Here is a 17,676-nt window from a genome sequence, read left to right as displayed (position 1 = left end):
TCCACTTAACCACTGCGTTGTGTAATTATTACAAAGAAGCTGAATACTTTTATTTCAGTCTTCTAATTTTACTTTGCCTTTTAACGTCCTTTGTATCAGAAGTATGCCAGAATTACCTGAGGTTGAGACTGTTAGACGAGGGCTTGAGCGTTTGGTTGTGGGACGAAAGATTGTCTCAGTTGATGCTCGTGTTCCTAAAATGATTAAGACAGATTTAACAGCTTTTGAAAAAGATATTATTGGACAAACTTTCCAATCGATTGGTAGACGTGGAAAATATTTGCTGTTAAATCTTGATAGACAAGTGATTATTTCTCATTTGCGGATGGAAGGAAAATACTTGCTCTTTGAGAATGAAGTGCCTGAGAATAAGCATTTCCATACTTTCTTTAAACTTGATGATGGGTCGACCTTGGTTTATCAAGATGTTCGAAAATTTGGAACGATGGAATTACTTGATAAAGAAGAAGTGGCTGATTATTTCCGTCAAAGAAAACTTGGACCTGAACCAACTGAGAATGATTTTAATTTGGCGACATTTGCTAAGCAGTTGAAGGCTTCAAAAAAAGTTATCAAGCCCTATTTATTGGACCAAACCTTGGTTGTTGGGCTTGGCAATATTTATGTGGATGAGGCATTGTGGGCTGCGAAGATTCATCCTAAACGTCTTAGTAATAGTTTGAAAGATGCTGAAATTGCTGCGCTTCGTGACGAGATTATTAGGATTTTACAGCTTGGAATTGCTAAAGGTGGGTCAACAATTCGCACTTATCAAAATGCTCTGGGTGAAAATGGTAGTATGCAAGATTTCTTGCAAGTGTATGGAAAGACAGGTGAGCCTTGTCCTCGCTGCGCTACACCAATTGAAAAAATAAAAGTAGGAGGTCGCGGGACGCATTTTTGTCCTGCTTGTCAAAAACAATGACAAAAATTATTGGAATAACAGGTGGGATTGCTTCTGGAAAATCAACGGTGGTTGCTGAAGTTAGAAAGTATGGTTATCAAGTGATTGATGCTGACAAAGTTGTTCACGAACTTCAAGCAAAAGGTGGCAAGCTGTATCAAGCATTGCTAGATTGGCTTGGTGAGGGTATCCTTCAAGATGACGGTGAACTTGACCGCCAAAAACTTGGGCAGATGATTTTTGCAAGTAAAGAAATGCTTGCTAAATCATCTCAAATCCAAAATGGAATCATCAGACAAGAGTTGGCTCGCAGAAGAGATGAGCTAGCTAAGTCTCAGGAAGTTTTCTTCATGGATATTCCGCTTTTGATTGAGCGTGATTATGTGGATTGGTTTGATGATATTTGGCTAGTTTTCATTGATGAGAAAACTCAACTTGAACGCTTGGTGCTTCGAAATCACCTGACAAGAGAAGAAGCTAAGAAGCGTATTGCAAGTCAAATGTCGACAGAAGCTAAAAAGCCTTTTGCTGATAGACTTTTAGATAATAGTGGTGACATCACGACTTTAAAGAAAAAAATTGCGCATTTAATTGCTGAATTATAAAAAATATTAAGTACCTGAATATGATGTCGGGTACTTATTTTATGCGAAAACGCTTATTGAATCAGGATTCTAGCAAATGCTTTTGAATGTGTTATAATAAACTTATTGACGTTTTTTTTGAAAAGAAGGTGAACAATCATAAGTAACGAAGTTAATTGGAAACAAAATTTACGAGTAGCTTGGCTTGGTAACTTTTTTACTGGGGCAAGCTTTTCACTTGTTATGCCATTTATGGCTTTGTACGTTGAAGAATTAGGTGCTCCTAAAAGTAAAGTTGAGTGGTACGCTGGTTTAGCGGTATCATTATCAGCTCTTGCTTCTGCCCTCATCGCTCCAGTTTGGGGGCGGCTAGCAGACCGTTATGGTAGAAAACCGATGATGGTTAGAGCGAGTTTAGTAATGACTTTTACTATGGGTGGTCTAGCATTTGTACCAAACGTCTTTTGGCTTTTAGCACTGAGGCTACTGAATGGCCTTTTTTCAGGATACATTCCAAATTCAACAGCCTTGATTGCCAGCCAAGCTCCTAAAAATCGTTCAGGTTATGCGCTTGGTACGCTGGCAACTGGGATGATTGGAGGAAGTCTAATCGGTCCACTTTTAGGTGGAGTTTTGGCTGAATGGCTGGGCATTCGACAAGTATTTCTACTAGTTGGGTTTATTTTACTGATTTGTAATTTGCTAACTATCTTTTTAATCAAAGAAGATTTTAAACCAGTAGCAAAAGCAAATGCTATGACGACTCGTGAAGTATTCTCTTCAATTAAGGATAAACAAATCCTCATTGGCTTGTTTGTGACAAGTATGATTATCCAAGTCTCTGCACAATCAATTGCCCCAATTCTGACTTTATATATTCGAAATCTCGGTCAAACTGAGAATTTGATGTTTGTATCAGGTTTGATTGTGTCTGCACTAGGATTTTCAAGTATGTTATCGAGCTCGACTCTTGGTAAAATTGGTGATAGAATAGGTAATCATAGACTACTTTTAATCGCTCTATTTTATAGTTTTAGCATGTACGTTTTATGTGCGCTTGCGCGAAATTCTCTGGAGTTAGGAATCGTTCGATTCTTGTATGGTTTTGGTACCGGTGCGCTTATGCCAAGTGTCAATTCACTCCTTACCAAGATTACTCCACGAGAAGGTATTTCACGTATCTTTAGCTATAATCAAATGTTTATGAATATCGGACAAGTCGTTGGACCATTTGTCGGTTCAGCCATTGCGACAGGAATGGGATACCGTTCAGTGTTCTACGTGACAAGTCTTATCGTCTTTGTAAACTTTGTATGGAGCCTTATCAGTTTTAGAAAATATTTAAAAGTTAAGGAAATCGTGTGAGAGTAAAGATTAATTTGAAATGCAGTAGTTGCGGCAGCAAGAATTATTTGACAAGTAAAAATAAAGCAACTCACCCTGATAAAATACAGGTTTTGAAATATTGTCCCAAAGAGCGAAAAGTAACCTTACATGTTGAATCTTAGGGATAATTATGATAGAATAATCAAGACCATAGTGTAGGAAAGGAAATAGAACCCAGGAGGATTCATCGTTAACATTTTTCTCAGTTTGAGACCTTCTGACGCGTTCTTAGTGAAACATATGTACAATGTACTACTGACAATTTTGCTGGTATTATCTGTTATTATCGTGATTGCCATCTTTTTGCAACCACAGAAAAATCCAAGTAGCAACGTATTTGATAACAGCGGTTCAGAAGCTTTATTTGAACGTACTAAAGCGCGTGGCTTCGAAGCGTTTATGCAACGTTTTACAGCAGTTCTAGTATTCTTTTGGCTAGCAATTGCTTTAGCGCTAGCAATTTTATCAAGTAAATAGATAGCAACTGACGAAGCTGCTTAACTAGCTTACGTTGGCTGCGCATCTTGAATTTTGTACGAAAATTCATGGGCTGGTCATTCAGCTCATTTTTTATTAATTAAGTAGTGAGGAGTCTGTCCGATAGTGGATTGGAATTTGAGATTCAGTGACTTTTCACAACTTCCATAAAGCTAGAAAACGAGAGGATAGAATAAAGCAGTTTTTATCAAAAACTGCGAATAAATCACAATTATGAACGAAAATATTATTGCTTATTTAAAAGAGCATGGAAAAGTTAATATTAATGATTTGGCTGCTGGTCTTGAGATGACTGGTGCTGAAAAATTCCCAGAGCTCATTAAAGAAATTTCACAACTTGAAAGTAACGGAGAACTCCGTTTTGATGATAACGGAAATTTAGCGCTTCGTAAAAAAGTTGACAAGAAAAAAGAAATCACTGTTACTGGTGTATTCCGTGCTAACAAAGCTGGATTTGGTTTCTTGTCTGTTGATGAAGACGAAGACGATATGTTTGTCGGACGTAATGATGTTGGTCATGCTGTTGACGGAGATACTGTTGAAGCTGTTATTAAAAAGCCAGCAAACCGTCTTAAAGGAACTGCAGCCGAAGTACGCATCGTTGGTATCGTTGAACGTAGTTTGAAAACAGTTGTTGGTAAATTTATCTTAGACGATGAAAAACCAAAATACGCTGGTTACATCAAGTCTAAAAACCAAAAAATCCAACAAAAGATTTACATCAAAAAAGAACCAGTTGTTCTTGATGGAACTGAAATCATCAAAGTTGATATTGATAAATATCCAACGCGTGGTCACGATTACTTTGTCGGTCACGTTCGTGATATTGTCGGTCACCAAGGTGATGTTGGTATTGATGTCCTTGAAGTTCTTGAATCAATGGATATCAAGTCAGAATTTCCAGAAGATGTTATGGCAGAAGCTAATGCCGTGCCAGATGCACCGTCTGAAAAAGACATGATTGGTCGTGTCGACTTACGAAATGAAATCACATTTACTATCGATGGTGCTGATGCTAAAGACTTGGACGACGCTGTTCATATCAAACTGCTCGACAATGGTAACTTTGAACTTGGTGTTCACATTGCTGACGTTTCATACTATGTTACAGAAGGCTCTGCTTTGAACCGTGAAGCGGTAGCGCGTGGAACATCTGTTTATGTGACTGACCGTGTGGTACCAATGCTTCCAGAACGCTTGTCAAATGGTATTTGTTCATTGAATCCAAATGTTGACCGTTTGACACAATCATGTTTGATGGAAATTGACCGAAATGGTCGTGTGGTTAATCACCAAATCTGTCAATCAGTCATCAAGACAACTTTCCGTATGACTTATAGCGATGTTAACGACATTATTGCTGGCGATCAAGAATTGATTGAAAAATACCAACCAATCGTTGAATCAATTCATCACATGGCTGCGCTTCACAATATTTTAGAAAAAATGCGCGTGCGTCGTGGAGCCCTTAATTTTGATACTAGCGAAGCTAAAATCATCGTTAATGACAAAGGGATGCCAGTCGACATCGTCATCCGTGAACGTGGTATCGCAGAGCGTATGATTGAGTCATTCATGTTGGCGGCTAATGAAACTGTCGCAGAACACTTTGCAAAACGCAAATTGCCATTTATCTATCGTATTCACGAAGACCCTAAAGCTGAAAAATTGCAAAAATTCCTTGATTATGCAAGCATCTTTGGTGTGCAAATCAACGGTACAGCTAATAAAATCAGCCAACAAGCTCTTCAAGATTTTATGGCAAAAGTTGAAGGAAAACCAGGTGCAGAAGTGCTTAACATGATGCTCCTTCGTTCAATGCAACAAGCGCGTTATTCTGAGCACAATCATGGTCACTACGGTTTGGCTGCAGAGTACTACACTCACTTTACAAGTCCAATCCGTCGTTATCCTGACCTTCTTGTACACCGTATGATTCGTGAATACACACAAGTGACTGACGAGAAAATCGAACACTTCCAAAATGCTATTCCAGAATTAGCTACATCATCTTCAACACTTGAACGTCGTGCAATCGATGCTGAACGTGTCGTTGAAGCTATGAAGAAAGCTGAGTACATGGAAGAATACGTTGGACAAGAATTTGACGGTGTGGTGGCTAGCGTCGTGAAATTCGGTATGTTTATCGAATTACCAAATACAATCGAAGGTCTTGTGCACATCACAACTCTTCCTGAGTTTTACAACTACAACGAACGTACTTTGACCCTTCAAGGTGAAAAATCAGGTAAAGTCTTCCGTGTTGGTCAACAAATTAAGATTAAATTGACACGTGCTGACAAGGAAACTGGTGATATTGATTTTGAATACATTCCAAGTGATTACGATGTGATTGAAAAAGTTAAAAAATCACGTAAAGACCGTTCTGGTAAAGACAATCGTCGTTCTAAATCAGATAATCGCAAAGACCATAAAAAAGACCACAAGTCAAATAAACCACGAAATCGTAAATCATCAAAAGGCTCTTCTAAAAAGTCAGGAAAGAAACCTTTCTACAAAGAAGTTGCTAAGAAAAAATCACACAAATCAAAAAAATAAATAATGCCTAACCCAAATATCGACAGAAGAGAGGTAGCTTAACATGCCAAAAGGTGAAGGAAATGTCGTAGCTCAAAATAAAAAAGCACGCCATGACTATAATATTGTTGATACAATCGAAGCAGGTATTGTCCTAACAGGAACTGAAATTAAGAGCGTTCGTGCAGCGCGTATCCAATTAAAAGACGGCTATGCTCAAATCAAAAACGGAGAAGCTTGGTTGATTAATGTTCACATTTCTCCGTTTGAGCAAGGAAATATTTGGAACCAAGAGCCTGAGCGTACACGAAAACTATTGCTTAAGAAACGCGAAATTGAAAAATTGTCAAATGAACTAAAAGGGACTGGTATGACACTTGTTCCACTAAAAGTTTATTTGAAAAATGGCTTTGCTAAGGTCTTACTTGGTGTGGCAAAAGGTAAACACGATTATGACAAACGTGAGACAATCAAACGCCGTGAACAAGACCGTGACATCAAACGTCAAATGAAAAATTTCAACGCAAGATAATAAAAAAGAGTTTGGAGAAATCCAAACTCTTTTTTATTAAAGCAATTTTTTGAGCTCATCAACTAATTCTTGATTATCAGAAATCATTTGGTGAATTTTATCGGTTGAAGCAGGGGTGAAATCTCCTAAGCAAGAATGAAGTTCTTGTTCGACATCAGCTTGCAGGGATTTTCCCGTCTCAGTCAGCGCAACAATCAGCTGACGTTGGTCTTCTTTTGGTCGAATACGAGTCAGATAACCTTTTTCCTCCAAACGTTTTAAAAGAGGAGTCAGCGTATTACTAGCAAGGTCTAGTTTTCTTCCAAGCTCGTGTAAAGGAAGTTCGTCAGTTTCCCAGAGTGCCAAAAGAACGATGTATTGTGTATAGGTTAAATCAAATGTAGCTAGTTTTTGTTTATAAAATTGGTTAAATAGTCTGTTAGCGTTGTAAATGGCAAAACAGAGTTGATTAGTGAGTTTTGGATGTTCTGCAGTCATAAGTCCTCTTTCTCTGTCAGTAATTGCATTTATCATAACATAGAAAAAAGTAAAAGTAAAAAATTGACAACTCAAAAGTTTAGTAGTAAACTATATTCAATCGCGCACGATTGAAAAAGAAAGGAGACCAAATTTGAATACTATTGATATTTTACAAAATGTTGGTAACGGTGTTTTAAGTCAGGCTAACAAACATCAGTTGGTTGCTTTACAATTTGCAGCACAAGGTTTTTCAAAATTAGCAGACAAATACCAAAGCCATGCTGAAGAAGAACGTGACTTTGCTAAGCAAGTCTTTAATCGTATTTTGGATTTAGGTGGTAATATTTCTTATCAAAGTCAAGAAGCATTTGAAGTTCCAACGACTGCACTTGAGTGGCTTAGAGAAGATTTGGAGATTTCAAAAAATGGTTTGAAAGATTTGAGCCCATTGATTAAAGCCGTATCTGAGGACTTTGTAACATATGATTTGCTTAAAGACTATTACAAAGACGAAGACGATGATTTGCAATGGACACAACAACAATTAGATTTAATTGATTTTATTGGTTACCAAAATTGGTTAACACAACAACTTTAAGGAGATAAAAAATGGCTTACGATTACGATATTGTTTTTATTGGTTCAGGACATGCTAACTGGCACGCTGCAGTGACATTGGCTCGCGCAGGAAAAAAAGTAGCGATTGTTGAAAAAGATGTAACAGCAGGAACTTGTACAAACTACGGCTGTAACGCAAAATTCTTACTAGACAGTCCGTTTGAATTTGTTGATGGCTTGTCTCGCTATGAAAAAGCTGGTATCACAGGTAACACTGAAGTTAACTGGCAAAAACTCATGGCGTTTAAAAAGACAGAAATTCCTACATATGCACCGCTTATGGAAGGTATGTTTGCTCAATTAAACATCAACCTTCTAAAAGGTTACGGAAAATTAGTTGATGCTCACACTGTTAGTGTTGACGGTGAAAATGTCACAAGTGATTATATCGTAATCGGTACAGGTCAACGTCCAGCTCGTTTGAATATTGAAGGTAAAGAACTTCTTCATGATAGCCGTGACTTCCTTGACTTAGATGACATGCCAAAACGCATTACTTTTGTCGGAGCTGGTATTATCTCAATGGAATTTGCAACAATGGCTGCAAAACTTGGCTCAGAAGTTCATATTATCGAATTTGCTGACAGAGCTTTGGCTGCTTACCAAGAAAACTATGTTGAGACAGTTGTGGCTAAGATGCAAGCAGAAGGTGTTAACTTCCACTTCAGTCAAGCAGTTGAAAAAGTAGAACAAGTGGCAAATGGCTTCCGTGTGACAACAGCACAAGGTTTGGTTGTTGAAACAGATTATGTTCTTGATGCGACTGGTCGTATTTCAAACGTTGAAAATCTTGGTTTGGAAGAACTTGGTATTGAATTTAACCGTTCAGGTATCGTTGTTAACCAATACATGCAAACTTCAGTTCCTAATGTCTTTGCTAGTGGAGATGTAGTTGACAAAACAATTCCTCGTTTGACACCAACAGCAAGCTTTGAATCAGATTACATTGCAGCATTCATTCTTGGATTGAACAAAGAACCAATCAACTATCCAGCAGTGCCAAATCTTGTCTTCACATTCCCACGTATTGCGCAAGTTGGTGTGACAGTTGAAGAAGCACGTGAAAATGACAATTACCGCGTAGTTGAAGTGCCATTTGGACAACAATTGAAATTCCAAACTAAATTGGAAGATGAAGCGCACATCACACTTATCGTTAACCAAAATAAAGAATTGGTCGGAGCTAGTCTTTTAGGAAATGAAGCTGGCGAAATGATCAACCTTATCACTTTGATGATTAACCAAAAAATGACAGCACTTGACCTAAGCCAAATGATTTTTGCCTTCCCTGGCACAACAAACGGCTTGATTAACGCTGTTATGATGGCATTGATTTAATAGCAAAATAACAAAAAACCTTGAACAAACTGATCAAGGTTTTTTTAGTATTAGTCAGCCCAAGTAATGACATTTTCACGTGGCTTGCGTGAGCGTGGGTGTTTAGGGTCGCGAAGTCTGTAACCAAACGAAGCCATGCTAGCAATGCCTTCTTGGTCAGGATTGATAAGACCAGTTTTTGCTAGAATAGCATTAACTTTATCATAGTTGAACCCTTCGATTGGACAAGAGTCAATGCCAATCATGCTAGCTGCAGTCATCATATTTCCAAGAGCGATGTAAGTTTGCTTAGCAGTCCAGTCAAATAATGCACGAGGATTATCCGCAGTTTTCATATCATTTTTTTGGAATGATTCGTAGGTTGCTAAGCGACTATTAAGAGCATCGCCTTCGCCAAGACCACGACGAACAAGACTGTCTTTTACTGATTCTGAGTCGTAACGAGCGTTCTTCTCAGCGATAAGAAGGACAAAGTGACTTGCTGTATCAAGTTGGGGTTGTGCTCCCCAAGCAACTGATTTTAAATCATCACGAAGTTCTGCGATGTGCTTGCGGTCGAGAACGATAAAGCGCCAAGCTTCTAGCCCAATTGAAGAAGGGCTTAGCCAAGCGGTATCAAGAATATATTCCATATCATCATGTGAAATATCACTGTCATTGTAAACACGAACGGCAACTCGATGGTCAAAGGCATCGAGGACTTGTTTTTTGATAGCTTCTTTAGTCATATCAGCCTCCTATTTTTCTTTCTATGATAGCATTTTCACATTATTTTTGCTAATTTTAGAAATCAAAAAAACAAAGAATTGAATCTTTGTTTACTTGAGTTTTTCTCTTAAATAGTTGACATCTTTGATAAAACCACTGAGGTTATAATCTTGGTTCATTTCCATAAATGATTTTCTTGTATCGCGGAAAAATTGTAAAATATCTGGAATGAGTTCTCTTCCCTTATCGGTAATGTAAACGTGCTTTGTGCGGCCATCTTGTGTGATTGTGACCAATTCCCTCTGAGCAAGTTTAGTAACAATTTTTGAGAGAGATGGTGGAGCAATAAAAAGTATATTTGCGAGGTCTTTGCAGCATTTACCGTTCTCTTGACTCAAAATAAAAAGAACTAGAGCATAAGAATGTGACATCCCTAGTTTATGAAAAGCATCTTCGGTATACTTATCAAGTGCTTTTTCTAGTCTTTTGATTGAAAAATATAAACATCCATCCAGATTTTTTTGAAGGTCTGTTGATATAAAATTTTCCTCAGTATGTGTATTCATGGAAACTATCTTAACATAGTTATATGGAGATGGCAACTTGACCTTTAATGCTTTCAATCAAAAAACAAAGAGTGGAACCGTTGCTAATCGATTATTTGGGTAATGTGGTTAATTTGGGTGATTAGGGTGTTCAGGTTGGTGAGATTGTTGATCTTGGTTAGTTCGATGAATTCTTGTCGTGTGCTAAAAAAAGTTTCAGCTATAACATTTGCAAGGTCCTTACCTTTACCTGATAAGTAGATGTGTTTTGTACGACCTTCTGGAACGAGGTAAACCAAATCTCGGCGTTTCAGCTTTTCAATGATTTTTGTCATAGAAGGAGCTGTGATACAAAGGATGTCAGCAAGGTCTTTGTAACATTTTCCGTCTTCTTGACTAAGGATAAAAAGTGTTAAGGCGTAACTGTGTGACAATCCAATTTTTCGATAAGTTTCTTCTGTCTTTTTTTCCAAAATGCGGTTGAGTTTTTTTATGGAAAAGAAAAAATCTGTGTTTAGTAAAGTTTGAATATTTTCTGGCACGATAGTCTCCTTTGAAAATGTTTCCAGTTTTAATCTTAACACAGTTGTACTTGGTTTACAAATTGAGCAAAATAAAAAGCCGTGGAAGACGGCTTAGTTTTACTCGCAAAATTTAAGTTGTTGAGTGATTTTATTTAATTCCTCAACGAGATTTTCTGGATAATTTTTAACAAATCGGTTAAAGAGTTGTTTGACTTCTGAATGTGCTTGTTGAATACTAGGAATGACTTTGCGTCCTTCATCAGTAATGTAAACGTGCTTTGTACGACCTTTACAGATAATTTCAACGAGCCCTTTATGAACAAGTTTTTCAATAATTCTTGTTAGAGTGGGAGCTGTAACGCCAAGTATTTTAGCAAGATCCTTATGAAGTTTTCCGTTTTCCATATCCAAAATCATTAGGATGGTTGATTGAGAAGGGGACAATCCGACTTTCTGGAAAGATTCTTCAGAAATTTTATCGAGAGCACGATTGAGTTTTTTGATAGCGAAAAAGAGTCGAGAATCAAGCATTTCTTGAACAGTTTTGGGCATCGCAATCTCCTTAATTATTTAATTATAGCAATTATGATAGCAAACTTAGAGAAAGATAACAAATAATATGCTCATGTAACAAAATATTAAATCATTGTCATGTAAGCGTTTATTGGCTGTGTAATCAAAAAACAAGCTTTTTTGAAAAAAGCTTGTTTTCTAATTTTCTAAATTTTTCATCATTTACAACAATGGCATGATGACATTCACCCAGAACCATGATAGAGGCATGACGATAACCATGGCAGGAATCATGTCAGCTGTTGGAAACATTTTGACGCGAATCATTCGAAAACCAGTTGCTACCATGAGAAAACCACCGCATGCTTTAAAGTCAGCAATCATATCAGGGGTTGTCAGTGGCACGATAATTCCTGCAAGTAAAAATAGGGCTGTAAAGATGATGAATTGAGGAATGGCGATAAGTGAAACCACAAAGCCAAGGTTACATGCAAAAATAGCAGCCGTAAAGAAGTCAAGAATTGATTTTGAAATTAAGATGGTAGAATCTCCAGTCATACCTGAGTCAAGACTACCGTAAATACCAGTTCCGCTGGCACAGAAAAGAACGATAACAGTAAGTAAAGTTGCTAAAAATTCGTCATTTGAAAGTTGGCTGTGCTTTTGTGGCAAGATTTTTGAGACGGCTTTTTGCATCAAAATACCACCTTTGTTAATCCATTCACCGAGATTAATAGCAAGACCGATAGCAGTTCCCACAACGATAGCAAAGATAACTGCTGGCATGTATTTCATAAGCCCAATAGATGAGATGCCCATCCCCATTGAGCAAACACCGAAAATAAGATTTAGCTGATTTTTAAAATCTTCAGACAAGATATGACCAAAAATTCCTCCGAGGATTCCTCCGAAAATAATTGCAAAAGAATTGATAATGACACCAGTTGGCATGTAGTTCCTCCTTTTTAAGATTTAAAATAAAGCAAAAAAATAAGCTCACTTGTAAAAACAAGTGACTTAAGGTGACAATATATTTTTCCCAATAACTAGTGTAGCACGAATAAGTTAAAAATCAATTTGCATTTGGTGATAACTTATTCTAAAATGGAATAAATAGGAGAGTGTGGATGAATCTTCAGAAGTTACAAGTTTTTATATCACTGTGTGAGACACTTAATTACACAGAAACAGCAGAACGTCTTTATACGAGTCAAGGGAATGTCTCAAAGCAAATCATGGCTTTAGAAAAAGAACTTGGAGTGTCATTATTTCATCGTAATCGACGCCATATCGCCATTACTAAAGAAGGGGAAGTGGTTAAAAAATATGCGGAAATGATTTTGACAAATCACAGGCAAATGAAAAACGAGTTGTCCCAGATGAAAGTAGACGGTGAGACTAAGCTACTTCTTCATGGTATTCCAAGTATGCCTTTTTATTCCATTATTTCTGAGATTGCTGGTTTTAAAAAACGCCACAGAGAATTTGAAGTTAGTGTAGAAGAAGAGGAAGCTGATACTTTATTAGATAACTTACTCAGGCAGAAGTGTGACATCATTTTTGCCAGACAGTTTACGAGTAAATTGCCTCAAAATGTTGAAACCATTACGATTGACCGTGACTGTTGGGTAGTTGTTTTGCCAAGTACACATCATTTGGCAGATAGAAATAGCATTAGTCTTGAGGAACTATCTGATGAGAAATTCTTGCAGCTCAGTGAGCAGACGCAACTGATGCAGCCGTTTTTAGAACTTTGCCATGCTTATCATTTCGACCCTGAGGTCACATACAAGGGCAATCGCATCAATTTGATTATTGATTTTATTGAAAATGATTTGGGCATTTCCTTGATGATGGAAAAGATGGCTTTACCATTTGAAAATAAAGAAATTGTTTTTCGACCACTTGATATCACAAAAGATTCTGAAATGGTTTTGATGAAGTTAAAGCAGAATCACTCTGCAGCAGTTCAAAAATTTTGGCAAGAAATGCAGAAAAAGTATAAAAAAAGGGATTGAGTTTTTCTCAATCCTTTTAAACTTTATCTAAAAATTCTAGTAAGAATTGTTCTGCTAGTGAGCCATTTTTTATGGCTTTTTTGGCATCTTCGATAGAAAACCAATCCCACTCGTCAATCTCATAGTTGGGAGTGACATTTCCAGTGACGGTTGCTGCAAAATTAATCATCAGTGAGTTGCTGCGCTCATAGTATTTAGTAGCGTTAAAAGTTAGCGATTTGACTGTCAAGCCCAATTCTTCATTGATTTCTCGGGCAACAGTTGTCTCCGCATTTTCACCTTGTGATACATAACCTGCAAGCAGAATGTGTTGAGGCATGTTATATTGCTTTATCAAGAGAATTTTATCATGATTTTCGTTAAATAAGATTGCGCTAATAGCTGTGTTAAAGACTGGAAAACGAAAACTTTCACACTGTGGGCAGTAAGGAATGTCACCCTCGTGCTCTAAGAATTTCTTTTCTAAAGGATGTCCACATTCGGGACAATATGTCATTGTTTTATAAAACATAAGAACCTCTTTTTGAATTGCTCAAAAGCCATTTTATCAATAAAATCTATACCTCGCAAATGATTGAAAAAATTCAAGACTAGTTTTTAGATTATTTTTATATAAAATGGTATTGAAAGGAGAAAAATGTCTTATTTATATTTGTTACTTGCCATTGTTGGTGAGCTTTTAGGAACTAATTTATTGAAATTATCTGCTGGCTTTACGAAGCCTATTCAAAGCATTTCAGCATTACTTAGTTATGGCATTTGCTTCTTTTTCTTGTCGTTATCGTTGAAGAAAATACCACTTGGCGTAGCTTATGCAACTTGGTCAGCGGTTGGTTTAGTTTTTACAGCTATTATTTCTGTCATGATTTTCAATGAAAAAATCAATGCCTATACTATCATCGGACTGGCACTTATCATTGTAGGTGTCATGATGGTTAACTTACTAGGAAATGCTGGACATTAAAAAACAAGCCATTAAGGCTTGTCTTTTTTTCTGATTATCCTTCAAAGTACAACAATTCTTTTGGTGTGTGTGTGAAGACTTCGAAGCCTGATTTTGTAACGTGACCACAATCTTCGATGCGGACACCAACTTTTCCAGGAATGTAAATACCAGGTTCAACTGAGAAGCACATACCTTCTTGAATTTCCATGTCGTTACCTTCCATGATTGAAGGGAATTCGTGACATGTCATACCAATACCGTGACCAAGACGGTGGTTGAAGTATTCACCGTAACCTGCTTTTTCAATAACTTTACGAGCAGCTGCATCAACTTCGCTAGCAGTAACCCCAGGTTTGATGAAATCGAGTGCTGCCATGTGAGCTTCTAGACACAAGTTGTAGATATCTTTTTTGAATTGGTCAGGTTTACCAACGGCAACTGTACGAGTCATATCACTAGCATATCCATGCATATCTGTACCAAGGTCAAACAAAAGTAAAGCATTATTTTCGATTTTGTTTGTACCAGGAATACCGTGTGGGTTAGCAGCATTATCTCCAGTCAAGACCATAGTTTCGAAACTCATTTTTTCAACGCCTTGTTTTTTCATTTCAAATTCAATCATGGCAATGACGTCAGTTTCAGTGTTGTTAAGTGAGATGTTATCAAAACCAACTTTGACAGCTTTATCAGCGTATTCACCAGCAATCATCATTTTGTCGATTTCATCTTGAGATTTGATAAGACGCATTTTTTGAACGAAAGGAGTAAGGTCTTCAAAACGTCCTTCAAAGACAGTTTGTAATCCTTGGAATTTCGTAACGTTTAGGTTATCAAATTCAGCAAGAACTTTGGCACTATCAACTGAAGGAAGACCGTTTTTGATTTTTTCCCAAGGGTTTTCAGAATCAACATAACCAAAAACAGGGAAGTTTAGGATTGCACTAGCACGAGCAACTTCAAGTGCTGGTACAAAGAGAACTGGTTCACGATCGCTATAGACAAAAAGGAACATTTGACGTTCGTGTGGATCGCAGAAGAAGCCAGTTAAATAGTTTACTGTAACAGGATCAGAAAAAACAGCAATGTTTGCTTTTTCTTGAGTAAGGTATGAACGGATTTGATCTAATTTAGACATGCGAAACCTTCTTTCTAATTATCCCCATTTTTTCAAAAAAATTCAAAAAAATCAAGAGCTTGCTCCAAAAAAATTAAATATGCTTAATTTTCACAAAATCAGGCTAAAAAGCAGATGAAAATGTGAAATCGTTTCAGAATATGCTTTAAAAAATAGCAGAAAATTTTCTGAAAATATCTATTTTTTGCCTTTCTAAGACCTTTATGAGAAAAACAAAACATTAAACGTTTTCAATGTATGAAAACTTTCCAAAAATAACGAGTTTACCCTTGAAAGTGTTTCCAAAAGGTGGTAAAATATCTGTGAAAGCGAAATTTTCAAATAGAAAGGAAGTCCAATAATGAACACTGATGATACGATTACAATTTATGACGTTGCACGTGAAGCTGGCGTCTCAATGGCAACAGTTAGTCGTGTTGTAAATGGTAATAAAAATGTAAAGGAAAACACTCGTAAAAAAGTCCTTGAAGTTATTGACCGTTTAGACTATCGTCCAAATGCAGTTGCTCGTGGTTTGGCAAGTAAGAAAACGACGACTGTTGGTGTTGTTATTCCAAATATCGCTAATAGCTATTTTTCAATTTTAGCGAGAGGGATTGATGACATTGCTGCTATGTACAAATACAATATTGTTCTTGCATCAAGTGATGAAGATGACGATAAAGAAGTTAATGTCGTAAATACTTTGTTTGCTAAACAAGTAGATGGTATTATCTTCATGGGTCACCATTTGACTGAAAAAATTCGTGCAGAGTTCTCTCGCTCACGCACACCAGTTGTTCTAGCAGGGACAGTTGATTTAGAACATCAACTTCCAAGTGTTAATATTGATTACAAAGCTGCTGTAGCTGACGTTGTTGATATTTTAGCTAAAAACAATAAAGATATTGCCTTTGTTTCAGGACCACTTATTGACGAAATCAATGGTAAAGTTCGTCTTGCTGGTTACAAAGAAGGACTTGAAAAGAACAATCTTTCATTCAAAGAAGGGCTTGTATTTGAAGCAAACTATAACTACAAAGATGGTTATGACCTTGCTCAACGTGTGATGAACTCAGGTGCAACAGCTGCTTATGTAGCTGAAGATGAATTGGCTGCAGGTCTTTTGAACGGCTTGTTTGCCGCAGGTAAAAAAGTTCCTGAAGACTTTGAAATCATTACAAGTAATGACTCACCAATTACTTCATACACACGTCCAAACCTCAGCTCAATCAGTCAACCAGTTTATGACCTTGGAGCTGTCAGCATGCGTATGTTGACTAAAATCATGAACAAAGAAGAGCTTGAAGAAAAAGAAATCATTCTTAATCATGGTCTTAAATTACGTGGTACATCACGTCAATAATTTATTTATCAGAAATCAGCCTTTGGGCTGATTTTTTTGAGCTTTAGTGAAAAATATTACAAAATAGGCTATAATAGAGTTTATGAAAGTTTTACTGTATTTGGAAGCCGAAAATTATTTAAGAAAATCAGGAATTGGTCGTGCCATTAAGCACCAAGAACGTGCGCTTACCATGGTTGGTCAAGATTATACAACAAATCCAAATGATGATTATGATTTAGTGCATATCAATACTTATGGAATTAAGAGCTGGAAATTACTAAAAAAATCTAAAAAAGCTGGTAAAAAAGTGTTGATGCATGGTCATTCAACAGAGGAAGATTTTCGTAATTCATTTATTGGCTCTAATTTAGTATCACCAATTTTTAGATGGTACCTTTGTCATTTTTATAACAATGCGGATGCCATTATTACGCCGACAGAATACTCAAAATCACTAATCACTGGTTATGGTGTTGACAAACCTATTTATGCTGTTTCAAATGGTATTGATTTGTCACGTTATGTGCCAAATCCTACTAAAGAGGAAACTTTTAGACGTCATTTTGGTATTAAACCAGATGAAAAAGTTGTCATTTGTGCTGGGCTTTACTTCATGCGAAAAGGTATCGATGAATTTGTTGAAGTTGCTAAACAAATGCCTGATGTGCGTTTTATTTGGTTTGGTGAAACAAATAAATGGGTTATTCCACACAAAGTTCGAAGCATCGTGACACGTAATCATCCAGACAATGTTATCTTTGCTGGTTATATTAAAGGAGATGTTTTTGAGGGGGCTATGAGTGGTGCTGACGCATTCTTTTTCCCAAGCCGTGAGGAAACAGAAGGCATTGTTGTTCTTGAAGCTCTTGCTAGTCACCAACATGTCGTTGTGCGTGATATTCCAGTTTACCATGGCTGGGTTGACGAAAGTTGCGCTGAGTTAGCAACTGATGTCGATGGTTTCGTTAAAGCTTTACGAAAAGTTTTATCAGGAAATAGTGAAAAACAAGAAGCAGGTTATCATATTGCTGAGAGTCGTAGTATTGATAAGGTTGCTCACGAATTAGTTGATGTTTATCACAAAGTAATGGAGTTGTAAA

21 protein-coding genes are annotated in these 17,676 nt (G+C 37.0%); 13 read left to right on the top strand and 8 right to left on the bottom strand.

The genetic code is table 11. The features are described 5' to 3' along the window. Window positions 1-103 precede the first annotated feature (103 nt). From mutM to smpB, 7 genes are all read left to right on the top strand, one after another. Window positions 104-925 carry a DNA-formamidopyrimidine glycosylase gene (gene mutM, locus ACNTMY_RS07220; protein ID WP_423215946.1) on the top strand — a complete coding sequence of 274 codons (822 nt, stop codon included), beginning with the start codon at window positions 104-106 and terminating at the stop codon, window positions 923-925. Beyond that, window positions 922-1,509: a dephospho-CoA kinase gene (gene coaE / locus ACNTMY_RS07215; RefSeq protein WP_423215945.1), complete on the top strand. Its 588-nt coding sequence runs from the start codon at window positions 922-924 to the stop codon at window positions 1,507-1,509. Before mutM ends, coaE begins: the two co-directional genes overlap by 4 nt. A gap of 135 nt (window positions 1,510-1,644) precedes the next feature. Continuing rightward, window positions 1,645-2,853, top strand: a complete 1,209-nt coding sequence (locus ACNTMY_RS07210) for a multidrug efflux MFS transporter (protein ID WP_423216875.1) — start codon at window positions 1,645-1,647, stop codon at window positions 2,851-2,853. Continuing rightward, window positions 2,850-2,996 (top strand): 50S ribosomal protein L33, encoded by a 147-nt coding sequence (rpmG, locus tag ACNTMY_RS07205; protein ID WP_074450694.1) that lies wholly within the window; start codon window positions 2,850-2,852, stop codon window positions 2,994-2,996. The genes ACNTMY_RS07210 and rpmG overlap by 4 nt, the downstream gene beginning before the upstream one ends. Before the next feature lie 118 nt (window positions 2,997-3,114). After that, window positions 3,115-3,351, top strand: a complete 237-nt coding sequence (gene secG / locus ACNTMY_RS07200) for a preprotein translocase subunit SecG (protein WP_004232859.1) — start codon at window positions 3,115-3,117, stop codon at window positions 3,349-3,351. A 234-nt stretch (window positions 3,352-3,585) separates the two neighbouring features. Beyond that, window positions 3,586-5,931 (top strand): ribonuclease R, encoded by a 2,346-nt coding sequence (gene rnr / locus ACNTMY_RS07195; protein ID WP_423215944.1) that lies wholly within the window; start codon window positions 3,586-3,588, stop codon window positions 5,929-5,931. Window positions 5,932-5,974: 43 nt separating this feature from the next. Then, window positions 5,975-6,442: an SsrA-binding protein SmpB gene (gene smpB / locus ACNTMY_RS07190; protein WP_027968471.1), complete on the top strand. Its 468-nt coding sequence runs from the start codon at window positions 5,975-5,977 to the stop codon at window positions 6,440-6,442. 36 nt (window positions 6,443-6,478) lie between these two features. Here smpB and ACNTMY_RS07185 read toward each other — a convergent pair whose 3' ends face one another. After that, window positions 6,479-6,919: a MarR family winged helix-turn-helix transcriptional regulator gene (locus ACNTMY_RS07185; protein WP_423215943.1), complete on the bottom strand. Its 441-nt coding sequence runs from the start codon at window positions 6,917-6,919 to the stop codon at window positions 6,479-6,481. A gap of 133 nt (window positions 6,920-7,052) precedes the next feature. Between ACNTMY_RS07185 and ACNTMY_RS07180 the strand changes: the two genes are divergently transcribed. Both ACNTMY_RS07180 and ACNTMY_RS07175 read left to right on the top strand, forming a co-directional pair. Next, entirely contained in the window at window positions 7,053-7,499 is a 447-nt protein-coding gene (locus tag ACNTMY_RS07180; protein ID WP_423215942.1) for a ferritin-like domain-containing protein, read from the top strand. A gap of 11 nt (window positions 7,500-7,510) precedes the next feature. Further along, complete coding sequence (locus ACNTMY_RS07175) at window positions 7,511-8,857, top strand: dihydrolipoyl dehydrogenase family protein (protein ID WP_423215941.1); 1,347 nt, start codon at window positions 7,511-7,513, stop codon at window positions 8,855-8,857. Window positions 8,858-8,907: 50 nt separating this feature from the next. On the opposite strand, the gene ACNTMY_RS07170 is transcribed toward ACNTMY_RS07175, so the two are convergent. The 5 genes from ACNTMY_RS07170 to ACNTMY_RS07150 all read right to left on the bottom strand — a co-directional run bounded on the left by ACNTMY_RS07170 (window position 8,908) and on the right by ACNTMY_RS07150 (window position 12,098). Continuing rightward, window positions 8,908-9,585, bottom strand: coding sequence for an NAD(P)H-dependent oxidoreductase (locus ACNTMY_RS07170; protein ID WP_423215940.1), 678 nt, complete (start codon window positions 9,583-9,585; stop codon window positions 8,908-8,910). Between the two features lie 90 nt (window positions 9,586-9,675). After that, window positions 9,676-10,131, bottom strand: a complete 456-nt coding sequence (locus ACNTMY_RS07165; RefSeq protein WP_423215939.1) for a MarR family winged helix-turn-helix transcriptional regulator — start codon at window positions 10,129-10,131, stop codon at window positions 9,676-9,678. An 83-nt stretch (window positions 10,132-10,214) separates the two neighbouring features. Then, on the bottom strand, window positions 10,215-10,652 hold the full coding sequence (locus ACNTMY_RS07160; protein ID WP_423215938.1) for a MarR family winged helix-turn-helix transcriptional regulator: 438 nt from the start codon (window positions 10,650-10,652) through the stop codon (window positions 10,215-10,217). Window positions 10,653-10,751: 99 nt separating this feature from the next. Then, a complete protein-coding gene (locus tag ACNTMY_RS07155; RefSeq protein WP_423215937.1) occupies window positions 10,752-11,186 on the bottom strand; it encodes a MarR family winged helix-turn-helix transcriptional regulator in 435 nt (144 codons plus the stop codon). A gap of 183 nt (window positions 11,187-11,369) precedes the next feature. Continuing rightward, window positions 11,370-12,098: a DUF554 domain-containing protein gene (locus ACNTMY_RS07150; protein ID WP_423215936.1), complete on the bottom strand. Its 729-nt coding sequence runs from the start codon at window positions 12,096-12,098 to the stop codon at window positions 11,370-11,372. Window positions 12,099-12,274: 176 nt separating this feature from the next. Between ACNTMY_RS07150 and ACNTMY_RS07145 the strand changes: the two genes are divergently transcribed. Further along, a complete protein-coding gene (locus ACNTMY_RS07145; protein ID WP_423215935.1) occupies window positions 12,275-13,165 on the top strand; it encodes a LysR family transcriptional regulator in 891 nt (296 codons plus the stop codon). A 16-nt stretch (window positions 13,166-13,181) separates the two neighbouring features. Here ACNTMY_RS07145 and ACNTMY_RS07140 read toward each other — a convergent pair whose 3' ends face one another. Then, window positions 13,182-13,676 (bottom strand): NAD(+) diphosphatase, encoded by a 495-nt coding sequence (locus tag ACNTMY_RS07140; protein ID WP_423215934.1) that lies wholly within the window; start codon window positions 13,674-13,676, stop codon window positions 13,182-13,184. A 126-nt stretch (window positions 13,677-13,802) separates the two neighbouring features. Here ACNTMY_RS07140 and ACNTMY_RS07135 point away from each other — a divergent pair, with 126 nt between their 5' ends. Then, window positions 13,803-14,129 carry a DMT family transporter gene (locus ACNTMY_RS07135; protein ID WP_423215933.1) on the top strand — a complete coding sequence of 109 codons (327 nt, stop codon included), beginning with the start codon at window positions 13,803-13,805 and terminating at the stop codon, window positions 14,127-14,129. 34 nt (window positions 14,130-14,163) lie between these two features. Here the strand turns inward: ACNTMY_RS07135 and ACNTMY_RS07130 are convergent, their stop codons facing one another. Beyond that, window positions 14,164-15,249 (bottom strand): M24 family metallopeptidase, encoded by a 1,086-nt coding sequence (locus ACNTMY_RS07130; protein ID WP_134775515.1) that lies wholly within the window; start codon window positions 15,247-15,249, stop codon window positions 14,164-14,166. A 340-nt stretch (window positions 15,250-15,589) separates the two neighbouring features. Between ACNTMY_RS07130 and ccpA the strand changes: the two genes are divergently transcribed. Together ccpA and ACNTMY_RS07120 are read left to right on the top strand one after the other, a co-directional pair. After that, window positions 15,590-16,594, top strand: coding sequence for a catabolite control protein A (gene ccpA, locus ACNTMY_RS07125; RefSeq protein ID WP_423215932.1), 1,005 nt, complete (start codon window positions 15,590-15,592; stop codon window positions 16,592-16,594). Window positions 16,595-16,676: 82 nt separating this feature from the next. After that, the gene (locus ACNTMY_RS07120; RefSeq protein WP_423215931.1) at window positions 16,677-17,675 is read left to right on the top strand and encodes a glycosyltransferase family 4 protein; all 999 of its coding nucleotides are present in this window, start codon (window positions 16,677-16,679) and stop codon (window positions 17,673-17,675) included. The last annotated feature ends 1 nt before the right edge of the window (window position 17,676 follow it).

This window comes from Streptococcus equinus, assembly GCF_049393735.1.
Classification (GTDB): domain Bacteria; phylum Bacillota; class Bacilli; order Lactobacillales; family Streptococcaceae; genus Streptococcus; species Streptococcus equinus_G.
Note: the sequence above shows the minus strand (reverse complement) of the source record. Positions and strands in the feature narration are given on the sequence as shown.